The sequence below is a fragment of the Rhodococcus sp. APC 3903 genome, assembly GCF_030407755.1.
Classification (GTDB): domain Bacteria; phylum Actinomycetota; class Actinomycetes; order Mycobacteriales; family Mycobacteriaceae; genus Rhodococcus_F; species Rhodococcus_F erythropolis.
Genome location: NZ_JASDCV010000017.1, coordinates 110,404 through 127,226, shown reverse-complemented (window position 1 = coordinate 127,226; position 16,823 = coordinate 110,404). Strand labels below are relative to the sequence as shown.

Below are 16,823 nucleotides of genomic sequence, written 5' to 3'. Positions count from 1 at the left end.
AGTGCGGCAACGGATGGGCGTGGTCCAGTTCTAGCGTCTGCTCGTGACGATCCGAAGCCAGACCTTTCCGCACCTGCTCGCACCAGGCACCATCGGCCCGATGACCGTGCCCAATCGTGTGGTTCTCCCTGCGATGGACATGAACCTGTGTGAAGACGGGGAAATCGAAAAGGGCGACATCGACCACTTCGTGGCTCGTGCGGCCGGTGGAACGGGTCTGATCATCACCGGTTGCTGCGCTGTTGCGTACCCGCTGGGCTGCACCAGCCGCAAGGAACCGGGGCTCTCCGAAGACCGGTTCATCCCCGGACTCAAAGCGCTGGCCGACGCGGTGCACGACGCAGGCAGCAAGCTCTGTGTGCAGATGACACACCACGGCAAGGTGGCGCGCATCGATACCCTCGACGGCCGACCGCAGCTGGTCCCGTCCACACCGAAGCCGCCGGGTGACATGAGTGCGATGGCCGATTGCACGCCCGAAGAACTGGGCAAGATGGCTGCCATCAACGAGGGCAAGAGGGCGACCTACCACGAGGCCACCAAGGAAGATCTTGATTGGCTCGTCCGCATGTTCGCCGAGGCTGCCGGACGAGTGAAGGCGGCGGGCGGCGACGCCGTCGAGATTCACTGTGCCCACAACTACGTCCTCGGAGCGTTCCTGAGTCGCTACACGAATCAGCGCAGCGATGAGTACGGAGGTTCCATGGAGAACCGTGCTCGCCTGGCTTGTGAGGTTATTCGGGCGGTCAAGGAGGAGGTCGGTGGTGCGCTTGCCGTCATCGTGCGTCTGGCCGGTCAAGAGTACGGCGAAACCGACGGGCTGACCGTCGACGAGGCTGCTGCGGCCGCCAAGATGTTCGAAGAGGCCGGCGCTGACGCCATTCACGTCACCGGTACCGCGCTGAATGCTTTTGCCAACTTCACCGACGGCCCCCTGCCCGACAAGGTCGGCTACTACACGGACAATGCAACGCGAATCAAGCAGGCGATATCGATCCCCGTGATCACGGTCGGACGTATGCTCCCCGAGGTCGGCGAGAAGATGATCGCGGAAGGTCGCACGGACTTCGCCGCGATGGGCCGCCAGCTCCTGGCCGATCCACAGCTGGTGAACAAACTCAAAGACGGTGTACCCGAGCGGGTTCGGCCGTGCATCAATTGCTACGTCTGCGTGCAGGAGAACTTCTGGGACGAGACCCCGCTGTGCGCGGTGAACCCTGCCCTGGGCAACGAAGCGCTGCTCCCCTTCGTTCGGACCAGCACCCCGAAACACGTTGTTGTGGTCGGAGCGGGCCCCGGTGGTCTCGAAACGGCTCGCGTGGCCGCTGAACGTGGGCACCGAGTCACGGTGTTGGACAAATCCGATCGCCTCGGCGGCACCCTGTGGTTCTCGAGCCTCACTACCCCGGACAACGGACGTCTGCTCAGCTGGTTGAAAGTGGAGATCGAGCGTCTCGGTGTCGATGTTCGACTGAAGACCGAAGCCTCGGTTGCTTCGATCCGGGCACTGAACCCCGACGCCGTAGTCGTGGCCACCGGTGCAGTTCGTGAGCGGCCTAGTGTTCCGGGCGGCGACTTGCCGCACGTGCACACCGGTGATTCGTTGCGCGCGTTGATGACCGGAGCGGGAGACGTCTCACAGGTACCGCCGTTCCTGCGGACGATGGCCAAGTTGGGCAAGCTGTCCGGTATCACCAAGAGCCCCGCGGCGATCCGAGCTGTGACCCGCAAGTTCCTGCCCATGGGTAAGGACGTTGTCGTGATCGGTGGTTCGCTTGTCGGACTTGAGCTTGCGGAGTTCCTGGCCGAGCGAGGTCGTAATGTGACGCTGATCGAAGAAGGCCAGCAGTTGGGTATTCCGATGGCGATGCCGCGCCGCTGGACGGCTGTGCGCCACGCCAAGCATGTCGGTGTGGACATTCACCGCAATTCAACGGTGCAGCGAATCACCAAGGAGCACGTCGAATTCCGTTCCGGTGAAAAGACACTGACCGCTCCAGCCGACATGGTTGTCGTCGCCTCGGGGGTGTCAGCGCAAGCGCCGCTGGCCGACGCTCTGATCGGCGTCGTCTCCGACGTGCACGTGGTCGGTGACGCGGTGAACGTCGACTACATCGAAGGTGCGATGCACACGGCGTGGAAAGTTGCGATGGATCTTTGACCCATCCCCTAGATAGCGCTTTGTGCCGCAACGATGTCCGGCCACCATCGGGCCGCGACATCGGGGTGCGCGCGTAGTCGACTCTTGAGGGCGTTCGCCCCGTAGGAATCGTGGATCGGGTTGTTCGCGTCCGCGGTGACGCCGGTGGCGCGCGCCGCCAGCTCGGGCGGTAGGTCGAACTCCGGGATCTGCGCTGCGTAGTTCGGGTTGAAGAAGAACGGCACCGAGATACGTTCACCGTCACCTTCGGGTGAAACTACCCGGTGCACAGTCGCTTTCAAGTAGCCGCCGGTAGCGACCTCGAGCAGTTCGCCGATGTTGACCACCAGCGCCCCGTCGATCGGCGGGGCGTCGATCCAGTCGCCGTCGTGCTCGACCTGCAGACCGCCCTTGCCCGGTTCGACATAGAGCAGTGTCAGTACACCCGCGTCCTTGTGCCCGCCGACGCCCTGGGAGCCGGCACCTTTCGGGCGGCCCGGGTAACGCACCACCTTGATGAGGATCGACGGATCGTGAGCGAACGCGTCGTCGAAGATGTTCGCATCCTGGCCCAGGGCTACCGCCCATTCGCGTAAGAGGCTCAATGCGATCGAGGTGAGTGTGTCGTTCCACTCGGTGATGACGTCGCGGAGTTCGGGAAGGGCGTCGGGCCACTGGTTGGGGCCCTGCAGGATCTCCCAGGCCGGTGAGGTGTCGGTGCGCTCGGCTGCGGGCTGTTCGGCGCCGATGTCGATCTGCTCGCGCCAGTCCTGCTTGCCTTCGGTCAGTTCGCCGCCGAGCCTGGTGTACCCACGGAAGTGCGGGCTGCGGACGTTCTCGATCGCGAGCTTCTCGGCAGTCGGTAGCGCGAAGAACTCGCGGGCGACGGCGAGGAGGCGTCGCTGCAGTTCGTCGGGAATTCCGTGGCCGACCAGGTAGAAGAATCCGACCTCGTGGGTGGCCTCGCGGAGCTGAGTGCGGAACTGCCCGGCGGTGTCGGGGTTCTGCGCCAGCGACAGATCGAGCACTGGCAGCGACGTAATCGACATGGGGTCCTCGATCCGTGTGATGGTTCTGATGTCCATCATTCCACGCTGATCGGCACCCGGACCCGCGCGGCGATTCGGCAGCCGCAGGCGTGATTACCCGCGCGGATGCGGAAACACCCTGCGGATAACAGAATCGGGGCCTTGCGCCGTTGGCGCAAGACCCCGAATCAGCGTGAACCTAAATCAGGCCTCGTCGGCTCCGATGATGAACGCTTCGAGCTCGATGCGAGCCTTGTCGTCGGCCATCTGGACCGGCGGGGACTTCATCAGGTAAGCGGAAGCCGGGTAAACCGGTCCACCGATGCCGCGGTCCTTGGCGATCTTGGCTGCGCGCACGGCGTCGATGATGATGCCGGCAGAGTTGGGCGAATCCCAGACCTCGAGCTTGTACTCCAGGTTCAGGGGAGCGTCACCGAAGGCGCGGCCTTCGAGGCGGACGTATGCCCACTTGCGGTCGTCGAGCCACTCCACGTAGTCCGAGGGGCCGATGTGGACGTTGCGGTCGTGAACCTTGCCGGCAAGTGCGCCGGTCAGGTTGGACGTCACGGCCTGAGTCTTGGAAACCTTCTTGGACTCCAGGCGATCACGCTCGAGCATGTTCTTGAAGTCCATGTTTCCACCGACGTTGAGCTGGTACGTGCGGTCCAGCACGACGCCGCGGTCTTCGAACAGCTTCGCCATCACGCGGTGGGTGATGGTGGCGCCGACCTGGCTCTTGATGTCGTCACCGACGATCGGGACGCCGGCGTCCTTGAACTTGGCAGCCCACTCCGGGTCGGAAGCGATGAAGACGGGCAGAGCGTTGACGAACGCAACGCCTGCGTCGATCGCGCACTGTGCGTAGAACTTGTCAGCGTCGTCGGAACCGACAGGCAGGTAGGAAACGAGGACGTCGACCTGAGCGTCCTTGAGTGCCTTGACGACGTCGACGGGCTCGGCGTCGGACAGCTCGATGGTCTCGGCGTAGTACTTGCCGATGCCGTCGAGGGTCGGGCCACGCTGAACGGGAACGTCCAGGGGCGGGACGTCGGCGATCTTGATGGTGTTGTTCTCGCTCGCGAGGATCGCCTCGGAGAGGTCGAAGCCGACCTTCTTGGCGTCGACGTCGAACGCAGCGACGAACTGCACGTCGCGGACGTGGTACTTACCGAACTTGACGTGCATGAGGCCGGGGACCGTCTGGGTCTCGTCGGCATCCTTGTAGTAGTGGACGCCCTGAACCAGGGACGAGGCGCAGTTACCCACGCCCACAATGGCTACGCGCACCGCGGTGCTGTTCTCACCCATGGTCGGGTTCTCCTTCTTTCCGGGATGTTCCTGTTGTCGATTGCTCGGCTGCGATCAATTCGTTGAGCCAACGCACTTCGCGTTCACTCGATTCGAGTCCGAGCTGATGGAGCTGACGGGTATAGCGGTCCAGCGATCCGCTGGCCCGACCGACGGCCTCGCGGAGCCCCTCACGGCGCTCCTCGACCTGGCGTCGCCTGCCTTCGAGGATCCGCATCCGCGCTTCTGCGGGGGTGCGGCTGAAGAAGGCGAGGTGAACGCCGAAACCGTCGTCGGTGTAGTTCTGCGGCCCGGTGTCGGCGACCAGTTCGGTGAACCGTTGCCGACCTTCCGGAGTGAGCTGGTAGACGCGACGCGCCCGACGCTTGAGCGTGCCGGTGGCAGTGTCGACGTCTTCCGAGATCAATCCGTCGGCTTGCATGCGCCGCAGTGCCGGGTACAGCGATCCGTACGAGAACGCGCGGAATGCGCCGAGCAGACCAGTGAGCCGCTTACGCAGCTCGTATCCGTGCATCGGTGACTCGAGGAGCAGCCCGAGGATTGCGAGTTCGAGCAACTGACAAACCTCCCGAGTCGTTGAACCTAACCGCTTGATGCGATAACCAACTATATCGCGCCGATATATAAAACCACACTGCGGCCCGATACGTGTACCAAGGTGTCACGGCTAGATCAGGGGGTGAACGGGTAGATCGACATGATTTCCCCGTCGAGGCCAGCGGTCAGGTACCCGCTTTCGTCGAGGTCGTTGCCGACGTGGATCTCGATGGTCGGCACGGTTTCGGTGCTTCCGACAGAGACGTACCGAGTGGTCGGATTTTGCACCGACGTTGTGGTTCCGGCGCCGTCGAGCAGGGCGATCACGATGCGAGGATCGAGCTGTGTGACGTCGATCTGTGTCACGTCGGGTTCGCGCGATCCTCCCGAAGTCGTGTCCTCGAGGTCGCCTCGGTAGTAACTGTCGAGGCTCTTGCGCTGCGCAGCAGGATCGGCGCGCGTTACGCGTGCATAAGTGGGATAGATGGTCATCTCGTCGACCAGTCCGCTGCCGTACTGCGTTTCGATGGCACGGAACATCGCCCCCAGGCCGTCGACGGTGTGCAACTGTGGCTCGGGGCTGGAGAAGATCGTGACGTCCGACGCCACATATTTGATTCCGAAGCCGATTGCCGACACCAGTGACAGAGCGATGATCACAAGGGCGATCAAACGCGTGTCGAGCGAAGGTTCTTTCCGGAGAACAGGCAGAGACGCTTCGGTCTGCAGATCGGACGTCAAATCTTCGAGATCGCCGAGAGTGACAGCCACCGCGGCGAGTTCGGTCAATTCGTCGTGCTCGGTCGCCGTGAGTTGCCCGTCGGCGAAGGCGGAGTCCAGCACTGCGCAGGTAGCCTCGCGATCGGCATTGCGAGCGCGGGTGGTCCTGGTCAGATCGTTCGGCATGTCCGGGCCTATCGAGGAGTGAAGGGAGACAAGCGGATCGGGCGTCCGTCAGGCGTCAGGTCCATCCACCCGCTCGCGCCGAGGTTGTTGCTCACGTAGATGGAGACGCGTGGATCGTCGCTCGACGAACTCATGCTGATGTGTGTGATCTCGGCGTCGGGGACGTTGAGATTTGCGGACACTCCTGCCAGATATCCGGCGAGTTTGTCGATGTCGACGGCGGCGAGGTCGAAGGTGACGGTGCTGGCTGCTCGAGTCGACGTGCTGTCGCGTGGTGTGAAACCGCCTCGAAAGTCGATGTCTTCCTCCAGGTTCGGCGAGACAGCGGCGGCGCGAGTGACGCTTGCATAGCCGTCGTAGAAGTTGGCGGAATCGATTATCGTCGTGCCGTACTTGGCGCTGTATCTGGTGATGAATTCCCCGATCCCGCTTGCGGTGACCGTGTTCAACGTCGAACTCACAATGGGGGCAAGCGGTTCGACGTTTTCGGCTGCCGCCGGTGGAGGCGGTGGGGGTGAAGGGTCGGCGGACAAGGTGAGGTACCCGATCAGGCCGGCGAAGATAGTCGATGCGGCTGCGAGGTACCAGATCTTGTCGATACGGCGAACTTTGGCGACGGCGTTGCGCAGCGTTGCTTTCTGCAGATCGCGGACCAGCAGATCGAGCTGTCCGAGCGTGGTCGCGGTCATGGCCGCAGCCGTCCGGTTCGCGTGCTCGTCGACCGTGATCTGGCCGTCGGACAGAGCCGTATCGAGAACGGCGCAGGTATCGGAACGGTCGACGTCGCGCGCACGGGTGCGCGTAGAGGTAGTAGTCGGGGACCCACTCACCGGCTCACCCTAGCTCCCGTACGGGTAGGAACGAGAGATCTCGCCCCACGGCGTGACCTCGATGCGTCCTTGGTGGCCGAGTCCGTTCTCTGCATAGATCGCGATCTCCGGGACGCCGTAGTTCGCGTCCACGATCAAGTGGGTGATCGCGGCGTCCGAAACATTGACATAGTCGCCGATGTTCACCATGTACGGCGCGAGCTTGTCGATCTGGATGGAACCGAGGTCGAAGGTCGGCTGGCCCGTTCGCCGCGGAATGGACGTCACTTCCCTCTCGAAGCCGTCGCGAAAACTGATGGACTCGGTGAGAGCGGGAGCATCGGGGACCGCCCGGCTCACTGATGAGTAGTCGCCGTGGAAGCTGGCGTCGTCTACGAACATGTCACGGAACTCTTCTCGATACCTCTCGATGAATGCGCCGATTCCTTCCGGCGTCAACGTGTCGATGTGTGCGATCAGGATCGGTTCGACGGTCGGCTCCGGCACCGGGGTGGTGGTCGGCAACGGCGGAGCGAGGGAAGTAGTGCTGGCATAACTGGCTGTGATGTCTTCCGAGGGCGTCAACGGTGACCGACTCCACGCCACTGCTGCGATCGCGCCGACGACGATCAGAGCAGCAGCACCGACGAACACGGCCTTTCGTGCCGTCGACGTCCGAGGCACCGTTTTGGTCTCGATCTTCGGCACCTGCAGATCGTTGACCAGGCGTGCGAGTGCGAGCAGGGTCTTCGCGGACTTCGCCTTCTCGGTCCGGTCGAAGTAGTCCTCCGCGCTCAACTGCCCTTCGGCGTACGCGGCGTCCAACACATTGCACGTTTCGACGCGATCAAGATCACGAGCACGCGTCATCGGAGAACGAGAAGACTTCACAGGAAGTGATCGTAATGGCTGGTCGCCATGCCCCCAGCCCCCGAAATGTGTTCATCGTGACCCTCCCGAACCGTCCGTCGCGGCACGGACGCACGTACGCTGGTCAGGTGCGGATACAGCGGCAAGTTGTGGACTACGCGCTCGCGCGTCGGTCTGTGCTGGCCGAAGTGTCTGCGGGTCGGACCGACGTCAAGCAGGTGTGTGACGCCGATCCGTACCTACTCAGAGCCGCGAAGTTCCACGGCCGGGGCAGCGACGTCGTCTGCCCCATTTGCCGCAAGGAACAGTTGACGCTCGTGTCCTGGGTGTTCGGCGACAAGCTCGGTCAGGTTTCGGGATCGGCCCGAACCTCGGACGAGCTCGCTCGGCTTGCGGAAACAGCAGAGGAGTTCACGGTGCACGTTGTAGAGGTGTGCCGTACCTGCAGTTGGAACCACTTGGTGCAGTCCTATGTGCTCGGCGCAGTACCTGCGCCGCCGCGACCGCGGCGAGCACGCCCACCAAGCCGGCGCACCGCCAGCGAGTAACGCCACACCCGAAGAAGGGCCCGATCGAAGTCTGCACGTGATCGGTCCGTGACCACTGGAGATTTGATTCGTGAGTTCCCCCAGCAACAACAACCCGGGAGGCAACAACCCGGGTGGCCGTCCCGTCGGTCCCAACCGTCCCGCCGGACCTCCTCAGGGTCGTCCGCCGCAGGGACGTCCGATGGGTCCACCACCGCAGGGTCCGCCTCCGCAGGGACGCCCTCCGATGGGTCCGCCCCCTCAGGGTCGTCCGCAGCAAGGCCGTCCGATGGGACCCCCGCCGCAGGGTCGTCCGCCGCAAGCCCGACCTTCGGGCCCGCCTCCTCAGGGCCGCCCCGCCGGTCCCCCTCCTCAGGGTCGTCCGCCGCAAGGCCGACCTGCCGGCCCGCCGCCTCGGGATCGCGCCGCAGGCGCTCAGGCAAACGAACCGACCCAGCGCGTCGCGGCAGCAGCAGCGACCACCCGTACCAACGCGGGCACCCGCCCGCCGGTCGGACCTCCGCCGACGAAGCCGCCGACAGGTGGCTCCGGTGGCGGTGGCAACGACGGACAACCCCCGAAGGGAAGAAAGAGCACCGTGAAGAAGAAGTCCAAGTGGCGCACAGTTCGCCGCTCGGCCTACGTCTTGGTGGCGCTCGGTCTTGTTCTGCCCGTCCTTGCCTTCATGGCGGCGTACATCGTGCAGGACGTCCCCAAGCCAGGTGACCTCAAGACCAATCAGGTGGCGACGGTCTTCGCCGCCGACGGCACCACGGTGATCAGTACTGTCGTCCCGCCGGACGGCAACCGCGTCGAGGTTTCGCTCGATCAGGTACCGCTTCACGTTCGGAACGCCGTTCTGGCCGCAGAGGACCGCGATTTCTACTCGAACCCGGGCTTCTCGATCTCCGGTTTCGCACGCGCAGCCCGAGACAACGTCCTCGGTCGCGACAGTGCCGGTGGTGGCTCGACCATCACGCAGCAGTACGTGAAGAAGGCGCTCGTCGGCTCGGAGCGTTCGCTGACGCGAAAGATGAAAGAGCTCGTCATCTCCTCGAAGATGGCCAACGAGTGGTCCAAGGACGACATCCTCGCCGCGTATCTGAACACCATTTACTTCGGTCGCGGCGCATACGGCATCGGCGCAGCATCCAAGGCTTACTTCGGTAAGCCCGTCGACCAGCTGACCATCGAAGAAGGCGCCGTCCTGGCATCGTCGATTCAGCTTCCGTCGCTCCTCGATCCCGAGACCAACCCGACCGGCGCGAAGTCCCGTTGGGATTACGTGCTCGACGGCATGGTGTCCGCCGGCACGCTGGATCAGGCCGCGCGCACGCCGATGCAGTACCCCGTCTACATCCCGCTCGCCCAGGTCGACAACAGCAGCCAAGGCTCGACCGGACCCGAGGGCCTGATCAAGCGTCAGGTGCTCAAGGAGATCGGCGACGCTGGAATCAGCGAGCAGTTGCTCAACACCGAGGGCTTGCAGATCACCACGACCATCGACCCGCAGGCTCAGGCCGCAGCGGTCGAGGCAGCCCGTTCCAACATGGAGGGTGAGCCGGAGAACCTGCGCACCGCCGTTGTATCGGTCGACCCGAAGACCGGAGCCGTCAAGGCGTACTACGGCGGTGAGGACGGCGCGGGATACGACTTCGCGAATGCCGGACTTCAGACCGGTTCCTCGTTCAAGGTGTTCGGTCTCGCAGCCGCCCTGGATCAGGGGATCCCGCTCTCGCAGATGTACGACAGCTCGCCGCTGACCGTCAACGGCATCTCCATCGGCAACGTCGAAGGTGAAAGCTGCGGCACCTGCACCATCGCAGAGGCGCTCAAGCGTTCGCTGAACACCAGCTTCTACCGCCAGATGCTCAGCCTCGACGGCAACGGCCCGCAGGCAATCGCGGACATCGCACACCAAGCAGGCATCCCGAAGGACATCCCGGGCGTCGGCCCGTCGCTCACCGAGGCTGACGGTTCCGGTCCCAACAACGGCATCGTGCTCGGCCAGTACCAGGCCCGCGTGCTCGACATGGCGTCGTCGTACGCGACGCTCGCCGCATCCGGCACGTATCACGCACCGCACTTCGTCCAGAAGGTCGTTGCCGCCGACGGCACCGTGCTGCTGGACCGCGGCGCACCCGCCGGTGAGGACCGCATCGACGCTGCCGTCGCCGACAACGTGACGGCTGCGATGCAGCCGATCGCGGCGTACTCGCGCGGTCACAACCTGGCCGGCGGACGTCTGTCGGCGTCGAAGACAGGTACTGCGCAGCTCGGTGACACCGGAGCCAACAAGGACGCATGGATGGTCGGCTACACGCCGTCACTCTCGACCGCGGTCTGGGTCGGAACTCCCGACGGTGAAGCGATCACCAACTCGGGCGGCGCGATGATCTACGGCTCGGGTCTGCCTTCGGACATCTGGAAGGACACGATGGACGGCGCCCTCGACGGCACCGACAACGAGAAGTTCCCGACGCCGGGCAAGATCAACGGCCAAGCCGGTGGTGTTCCGGAGTACACGGCACCTGCACCGCCCAAGACGTCGGCGCCGCCGACCACCGCACCGACGACGACGGAAACCACTCCGCCGCCCGTGGTGACGACGACGCAGGTCGAGGTTCTGCCGGGCATCACCATCCCGATTCCGGGCATCTCCCGGCCGACGACAACCACGCCGCAGGTACCAGGGGCAGGCGAGACCACCGAGGAAGAACCGGCAGGTGTGAGCCCCGGCCAGTAGTTGGAGGGTGGTCGGTTCGAAAGACGGTAACCTCGCGGAGTGGCCGCGAATGCTGATGATGCCGAACCGACCTCCCCCGCTCCGCTGGCCGAAGATCTTCGTTCGGCGGATTGGCGGGACGTTCCCAGTCGCAACGACGCGATGGTGTCTGCGCTGTCGGGAACCATCGGCGGTCCGGTAGGTCGTCACGCACTGATCGGACGCACTCGCTTCTTCACCCCGATGCGAGTGATCCTTCTGCTCGCCGTGGTGTTCTTGGCTTTCGGCTGGTTCGCGAAGGCCGGCTGTATTCAGCAGGCGCCGGTCGGCGAGAGCGGGCAGGTCGGCCTCGACTGGAGTGGCAGCCGTCAGTACGTGGCGATGTGTTACTCCGACACCGTTCCGCTGTACGGGGCCGAACGCCTCGATCAGGGAGCATTCCCGTACAAGACGTCGTGGGAAGAAGTACGCGGCGACGGTTCGATCCAGATGCGGTACATGGAGTATCCGGTCATCTCGGGGCTCTATCAGTACGGCGCAATGAAAGTCGCGAAGGCGTGGGATTCGATCACCTGGCTGCCGGGCGCGATTCAGGTGGCGCTCTATTTCAACGTCGTGGCGTTCGGATTGGCGTTGGCGTGGCTGGTCACCGTGTGGGCGAGCACCCTGCTGGCCGGACGACGAGTGTGGGACGGTGCGCTCATCGCGTGTTCCCCGTTGGTGATCGTGCACGTGTTCACGAACTTCGATCCTCTGGCGACGGCGTTCGCGGCTGGCGGGTTGTTGGCGTGGGCACGCAAGCGGCCCGTGCTCGCGGGAATCCTGCTCGGCCTGGGCGGCGCCGCGAAGCTCTACCCGCTGCTCCTACTCGGACCGCTTTTTGTCCTGTGTCTGCGCGCGGGCAAGACGAGGGACTGGCTGGTGACCGCACTCAGCGCCGTCGCGGCATGGCTTGCGGTGAACCTGCCCATCGCCGCCCTGTACCCCCACGGTTGGTACGAGTTCTTCCGGCTCAACTCCGAGCGCGGGGCCGATCCCGATTCCCTCTACAACGTGATCGCGTCGTTCACGTCGTGGAAGGGCCTCGACGGTCCTCTCGCACAGGGTGAGTCACCGTCGAATCTCAACGCCGTCTCTCTGCTTTTGTTCGTGGCCGTCTGCATCGGTGTCGGATACGTCGCCCTGACGGCGCAGCGTCGTCCGCGCGTTGCACAGTTGTGCTTCCTGTTGGTGGCGGGCTTCCTGCTTACGAACAAGGTGTGGAGCCCGCAGTATTCTCTGTGGCTGGTGCCGCTGGCCGTGTTGGCCTTGCCGCACCGCAGACTCCTGCTCGCGTGGATGACCATCGACGCCCTGGTCTGGGTTCCACGAATGATGTATTACCTCGGGGTGTCCAACAAGGGGCTGCCCGAGCAGTGGTTCACCGGAACGGTCGTGATCCGGGACATCGCGGTACTCGTTCTGTGCGCGCTGGTGCTCCGGCAGATCTACCGGCCGTCGGAGGATCTCGTGCGGTACGGGTTCATCGACGATCCGGCGGGCGGTGTTCTCGATCAAGCACCGGACAAACAACCTGCCTGGCTACCCGGTTGGTTGAAGCCGTCCAAGGCGAAGGAACCGGAACCCGTCGCGGTCTGAGGTCACCACTCGTCGAGGGTGGTGTACCCGTCCTGGACCGCGCGGGCAAACAACGCTGCCTTCGTGGGAGCCGGCCGCCCGACGTCGCTGTACTTCGTGCGGATCCGAGTGATGTGTGTGTTGACGGTGCAGACGCGTAGGCCGAGTGTCTCGGCGACCTCGGACTTGGAATCCGAACGTAGCCAGGCAAGAAGTACTTCGATCTCGCGGACGCTCAGCTTCGGCTTGTGCTTGCCGTGCTTGGGGTTGCCGACTCGGGACACGTTTGCCTCGATCTTCGGAGAAATGCCGATTGAAGACATGCGAGTAGCGCCTTTCGACGGAGGGGATGGGCGTCGACTGCCTTATTTGCAGAAGGGCTGCTGGCTCAAGGTGCGACTGAGACGAGTATTTCGATCGAGGTGTCTCAGTGGAACGGGTGCAACTCTCTCGATACAGAGTCCATACAACGGACAAATCTCCTACCTGCTCCGATAGAGTGCCTCGCTATGAACTCGAAGGCGGAAGCCGGTAGGCACAATCAGGTCGATCCGGGCCAGATCGAGTCGCGTGGACAGTTTGCTGAGGCGCTCACGGCGTTGCGGAAGGCAGCCGGACTGACGGTTCGCGAAGCGGTCGAGCGTTCGGGTGGTTTGCACGGAACCGTCAGCGGATGGTTTGCCGGCCAACACCTGCCGACGCCGGCGAGTACCCCGATGTTTTTTGCGCTCCTCGAGGCATGCGGCGTCGATTCCGAGGATGAGCGGCAGCGCTGGATCAGTGCGGTGCAACGAGTGAGGCAGTTGACGGCCAGACGACGCGGCGACGCCACCGTTCCGTATCGAGGTCTCGAATCGTTCCGGCAGGAGGACGCCGAGTGGTTCTTCGGTCGAGACGAACTCACTGCCAACTTGGCCCAACGGGTGGCGTCGGCGATACGAGGTGTCGGCCGCCGTCAGTTCATGGTGATCGGTGCTTCCGGATCGGGTAAGTCGTCGTTGCTGCGGGCCGGGCTCGCCCCCAAGGTTGCCGAGGGCGATTCACGGTTCGACGGCTGGCGGGTCGAAATTCTGCAGCCGGGTACGGGAGGAATTCCGTCGTCGATTTCCGACGAACCAACCGTCTTGATCCTCGACCAGTTCGAGGAACTGTGGACGCAGTGCGACGGTGATCGGCGCGAGGAAATACTGCGGACTCTCGCGGAACTCGGTGAGAACACCATCGCCGTCATCGGAATGCGCGCCGACTTCTACGGTCTCGCGGCGGAGGAACCGCTTTTGGTGCCGCTGCTCGACGATTCGCCGATGGTGGTCGGGCCACTGACCGACGAACAATTGCGCGAGGTGATCGTCGAGCCGGCGATCAAGGCCGGGATGACCGTGCAGAGCGAATTGGTTCAGGTTCTGGTATCCGAGCTGACACCACGCGGCTCGCGTACGGCGAGCGACCCCGGAGCTTTGCCCTTGCTGTCACACGCACTGTTGGGGACCTGGCAACGGTCGACGCGTAAAACTCTGACCGTCTCGGATTACTACGCCACCGACGGGATTGCCGGAGCCGTCCAGCAAAGCGCGGAGGAAGTGTACGGCGAGCTCACAGAGCGGCAGCAGCAGTTGGCGCGCAGGATCTTCCTGCGATTGGTCAACGTCGACGAAGTGACGCAGACGCGTCGGCGTGCACCGCGCACCGAACTCTTCCTCGGTGACGACGTCGACGACGTGAACACCGTCATCGACCGGTTCGCCTTACGGCGCCTTCTCACCGTCGACGAAGAGACGGTCGAGGTTTCGCACGAGGTCTTACTGTCAGCGTGGAGTCGGCTTCGCGATTGGATCGACTCGGACCGCGCCGGCCTGGCGGTGCATCGCCGGTTCACCTACGCGGCGCAGGTGTGGGAAGACAGTGGACGCGACCCCGGTGCGCTGCTCGGACCCGCACGTCTTCATCTGACGGAAGAATGGCTGAACTCGGGTGAACTCGGTCTCCCACTGGAACCGAGTCGGACCCGCGCCGCCGACCTCAACGCCACCGAGCGGGAGTACCTCGCTGCGAGCATCGAGCATCGTGATCAGCAGGAATTTGCCGATCGCCGACGTACACGCGTTCTGCGACGGCTCGTGACTGCGTTGGCAGCTGCGTCGGTGATCGCTCTGGTGTTGGCGGTGGTTGCGACCGTCGCCGGTATCGGAGCCAATCGTCAACGTGTCCAAGCAGATACCGCGCGAGACGAGGCGATGTCGCGTCAGGTGGCCACCGAGTCGATCAGGATGCGCGAGCGGGATCCGTCGCTGGCGTCGCAGCTTGCTCTGGCGGCATTTGCGGTCAACGAAACGACCGAAGCCCGCTCGGCATTGCTGGATGCGTCGGGCGTTCATTCGGCTACTCGCATCATCGGACCGCCCGGCGCGATGAAGGCCCGGATAAACCCAGCCGGAACTGTTGTGGCGGTGGGTGGTTCGGATGGGAAGGTCAGACTTTATCCGATGGTGGACGGTGTGGCCTCAGCTGTTCCGCAGGCGGAGTTCCTCGGAGTCTCGGAGGGCACGGCCCTCTTTGCCGTCGCCTACAGCCCGGACGGACGGCTGCTTGCGACCGGTGGCGCCGGCGGCGCTGCGCTGTGGGACGTGTCGGATCCCGAAAATCCGGTCCGTGGAACACTTCCCGTCGACGGTGAACGCGTAGTGCAGGACATGGAGTTCAGTCCAGACGGAACCAAGCTGGTCGCCGGTACCTCGACGCCCGACGTCCTGCGATGGAACATCGACGTTTCGGCGAATGCCGTTGCTTTGCCTGCTCTTCCGCACCCAGCTGACGGCATCGTCACCGCGACGTTCAGTCCTGACGGACGTTTCCTCGTGGCGGGCGGGCGTCAATCGACACTTCGTGTGTGGGACGTCGCAAAGTGGGGTGAGGAATCGGCGCCGATCTTCGCGACCGAGCCGAACGGCACCACCGTCCACTACCTCGGCGTCGCCTTCAGTCCGGACGGACGCGAGCTTGCGGCGGGAACCACTGGCAGGGAGGTGGTTCGGTGGGACATGAGAGATCCGGTGCGCCCCACTCCCCTGCCAGCACTGACGGGATTTTCCAGCTACGTCAACGAACTCAACTACGGCAAAGACGGAACACGTCTTGCCGCAGGAAGTTCCGACAACTCCGTGCGCGTGTGGGACCCACGAACCGGGGCATTGATCGAAACACTTCCGGACAGTGGGGCGGTGACCACCGTCGACTACAGCGACGACGGCCGCAACCTGGTCACCGGAGGACTCAACGGTGTGACTCGCGTGTGGGCTCTGCCGGGTCCGGTCTGGGCGGGAGCTCGGGACACGATTTTCACCAGTCCCTTTGCCGCGGACGGTTCGCGTCTGGTGGCCGGCGTCGGCGCCAGGGGTGGCGCGATGTTGGCGTGGAACACCGAGGATCTCGATCGCCCCGCGGTGATGCCGGAGTTGAAACCGCAAGGGGCCGACTCTTTCAGCGGTGCATCGGCGGTGTCGGCAGACGGGAACCTGGCTGTGAGCGGCACCGGCGGCGGCGGTGCATATCTTTGGGACCTGAGTGATCCGGCGTCGCCACGGATCTACAGCGAACCCGCAGTGTACGTGAAGGGCATCGTGGCGGTCGTCGCGTTGAATCCCGCCGGAGATCTGCTGGCGGTGTCCTCGCAGGACGACAACAGCATTGCGTTGGTCGACGTTTCCGATCCATCGGAACCGAAGCTGCTGTCGTCGACCGATGTCGGCTCTTACCCGCAGATGATGGCCTTTCAACCGGGCGCCGACATACTGGCGATCGCGAACGCCAAGAACGAAGTGGATCTGTGGGATGTGTCGAACCCAGCGTCGCCCCGGGTAGCGGCGACGGTGGGTGGATTCGAAAGTTACGCACTAGCAGTGTCTTTCAGTGCCGACGGGACGTTGTTGGCCGCCGGAAGTGCGGATCACAGTGTCGCCGTGTGGGACGTACGCACACCGTCGGCACCCGAGGAGCTCGCTCGTCTTCTCGGTCCCGAGGGCGCAATCTATTCGATCTCGTTCAACCGCGCCGGTGATCGGCTCGCTGCCGGTGTCGGCGACGGAACCGTCTGGCTCTGGGATATCGAGACGCCCTCGCGGTCAACACGATTTGCGACGCTGTCCGCCTACCCGGGTCGCGTCAACGACGCTCAGTTCGCCGGCGCGAGTGACATGATCGCGGGCAGCGGGTCGGACAAGACCGTTCGCTTGTGGGGAATCGACCCCGACAGCGTCGTTGATCGATTGTGCCGCACCGCAGGATCTCCCATCACGGAAGCCGAATGGGAGCGTTACCTGCCCGGTGTTCCCTATCAGGATCCGTGTGCCGGCTGACGTG

12 protein-coding genes are annotated in these 16,823 nt (G+C 64.0%); 5 read left to right on the top strand and 7 right to left on the bottom strand.

Annotated elements, in window-relative coordinates; translation table 11 throughout:
* The first annotated feature begins 43 nt into the window (after positions 1-43).
* A complete protein-coding gene (locus QMA15_RS23240) occupies positions 44-2,161 on the top strand; it encodes an FAD-dependent oxidoreductase (protein WP_060939391.1) in 2,118 nt (705 codons plus the stop codon).
* A gap of 8 nt (positions 2,162-2,169) precedes the next feature.
* Here QMA15_RS23240 and QMA15_RS23235 read toward each other — a convergent pair whose 3' ends face one another.
* The 6 genes from QMA15_RS23235 to QMA15_RS23210 all read right to left on the bottom strand — a co-directional run bounded on the left by QMA15_RS23235 (position 2,170) and on the right by QMA15_RS23210 (position 7,598).
* Entirely contained in the window at positions 2,170-3,228 is a 1,059-nt protein-coding gene (locus QMA15_RS23235; RefSeq protein WP_290286745.1) for a 2-oxoglutarate and iron-dependent oxygenase domain-containing protein, read from the bottom strand.
* 144 nt (positions 3,229-3,372) lie between these two features.
* Positions 3,373-4,476 carry an inositol-3-phosphate synthase gene (locus tag QMA15_RS23230; protein WP_003945979.1) on the bottom strand — a complete coding sequence of 368 codons (1,104 nt, stop codon included), beginning with the start codon at positions 4,474-4,476 and terminating at the stop codon, positions 3,373-3,375.
* The gene (locus tag QMA15_RS23225) at positions 4,469-5,032 is read right to left on the bottom strand and encodes a PadR family transcriptional regulator (RefSeq protein ID WP_003946014.1); all 564 of its coding nucleotides are present in this window, start codon (positions 5,030-5,032) and stop codon (positions 4,469-4,471) included. The genes QMA15_RS23230 and QMA15_RS23225 overlap by 8 nt, the downstream gene beginning before the upstream one ends.
* Before the next feature lie 116 nt (positions 5,033-5,148).
* On the bottom strand, positions 5,149-5,919 hold the full coding sequence (locus QMA15_RS23220; RefSeq protein WP_205907123.1) for a DUF1707 domain-containing protein: 771 nt from the start codon (positions 5,917-5,919) through the stop codon (positions 5,149-5,151).
* A gap of 8 nt (positions 5,920-5,927) precedes the next feature.
* Positions 5,928-6,749, bottom strand: coding sequence for a DUF1707 domain-containing protein (locus QMA15_RS23215; RefSeq protein WP_290286741.1), 822 nt, complete (start codon positions 6,747-6,749; stop codon positions 5,928-5,930).
* A gap of 9 nt (positions 6,750-6,758) precedes the next feature.
* Complete coding sequence (locus tag QMA15_RS23210; protein ID WP_290286739.1) at positions 6,759-7,598, bottom strand: DUF1707 domain-containing protein; 840 nt, start codon at positions 7,596-7,598, stop codon at positions 6,759-6,761.
* 128 nt (positions 7,599-7,726) lie between these two features.
* Between QMA15_RS23210 and QMA15_RS23205 the strand changes: the two genes are divergently transcribed.
* The 3 genes from QMA15_RS23205 to QMA15_RS23195 all read left to right on the top strand — a co-directional run bounded on the left by QMA15_RS23205 (position 7,727) and on the right by QMA15_RS23195 (position 12,488).
* On the top strand, positions 7,727-8,146 hold the full coding sequence (locus tag QMA15_RS23205) for a DUF5318 family protein (protein WP_042448217.1): 420 nt from the start codon (positions 7,727-7,729) through the stop codon (positions 8,144-8,146).
* A 577-nt stretch (positions 8,147-8,723) separates the two neighbouring features.
* Positions 8,724-10,871, top strand: coding sequence for a transglycosylase domain-containing protein (locus QMA15_RS23200; protein ID WP_290286779.1), 2,148 nt, complete (start codon positions 8,724-8,726; stop codon positions 10,869-10,871).
* 39 nt (positions 10,872-10,910) lie between these two features.
* The gene (locus QMA15_RS23195) at positions 10,911-12,488 is read left to right on the top strand and encodes a glycosyltransferase 87 family protein (protein ID WP_019746056.1); all 1,578 of its coding nucleotides are present in this window, start codon (positions 10,911-10,913) and stop codon (positions 12,486-12,488) included.
* A gap of 2 nt (positions 12,489-12,490) precedes the next feature.
* Here the strand turns inward: QMA15_RS23195 and QMA15_RS23190 are convergent, their stop codons facing one another.
* Positions 12,491-12,790 (bottom strand): LuxR C-terminal-related transcriptional regulator, encoded by a 300-nt coding sequence (locus QMA15_RS23190; protein ID WP_003941253.1) that lies wholly within the window; start codon positions 12,788-12,790, stop codon positions 12,491-12,493.
* A 186-nt stretch (positions 12,791-12,976) separates the two neighbouring features.
* Between QMA15_RS23190 and QMA15_RS23185 the strand changes: the two genes are divergently transcribed.
* Complete coding sequence (locus tag QMA15_RS23185) at positions 12,977-16,819, top strand: helix-turn-helix domain-containing protein (RefSeq protein ID WP_290286735.1); 3,843 nt, start codon at positions 12,977-12,979, stop codon at positions 16,817-16,819.
* The last annotated feature ends 4 nt before the right edge of the window (positions 16,820-16,823 follow it).

Bases quoted from the DNA above. Each gene is read 5' to 3' on its own strand.
- QMA15_RS23210 (WP_290286739.1), bottom strand. From the start codon at position 7,598: ATGACGCGTGCTCGTGATCTTGATCGCGTCGAAACGTGCAATGTGTTG.
- QMA15_RS23190 (WP_003941253.1), bottom strand. From the start codon at position 12,790: ATGTCTTCAATCGGCATTTCTCCGAAGATCGAGGCAAACGTGTCCCGA.
- QMA15_RS23220 (WP_205907123.1), bottom strand. From the start codon at position 5,919: ATGCCGAACGATCTGACCAGGACCACCCGCGCTCGCAATGCCGATCGC.
- QMA15_RS23235 (WP_290286745.1), bottom strand. From the start codon at position 3,228: ATGATGGACATCAGAACCATCACACGGATCGAGGACCCCATGTCGATT.
- QMA15_RS23185 (WP_290286735.1), top strand. From the start codon at position 12,977: ATGAACTCGAAGGCGGAAGCCGGTAGGCACAATCAGGTCGATCCGGGC.
- QMA15_RS23230 (WP_003945979.1), bottom strand. From the start codon at position 4,476: ATGGGTGAGAACAGCACCGCGGTGCGCGTAGCCATTGTGGGCGTGGGT.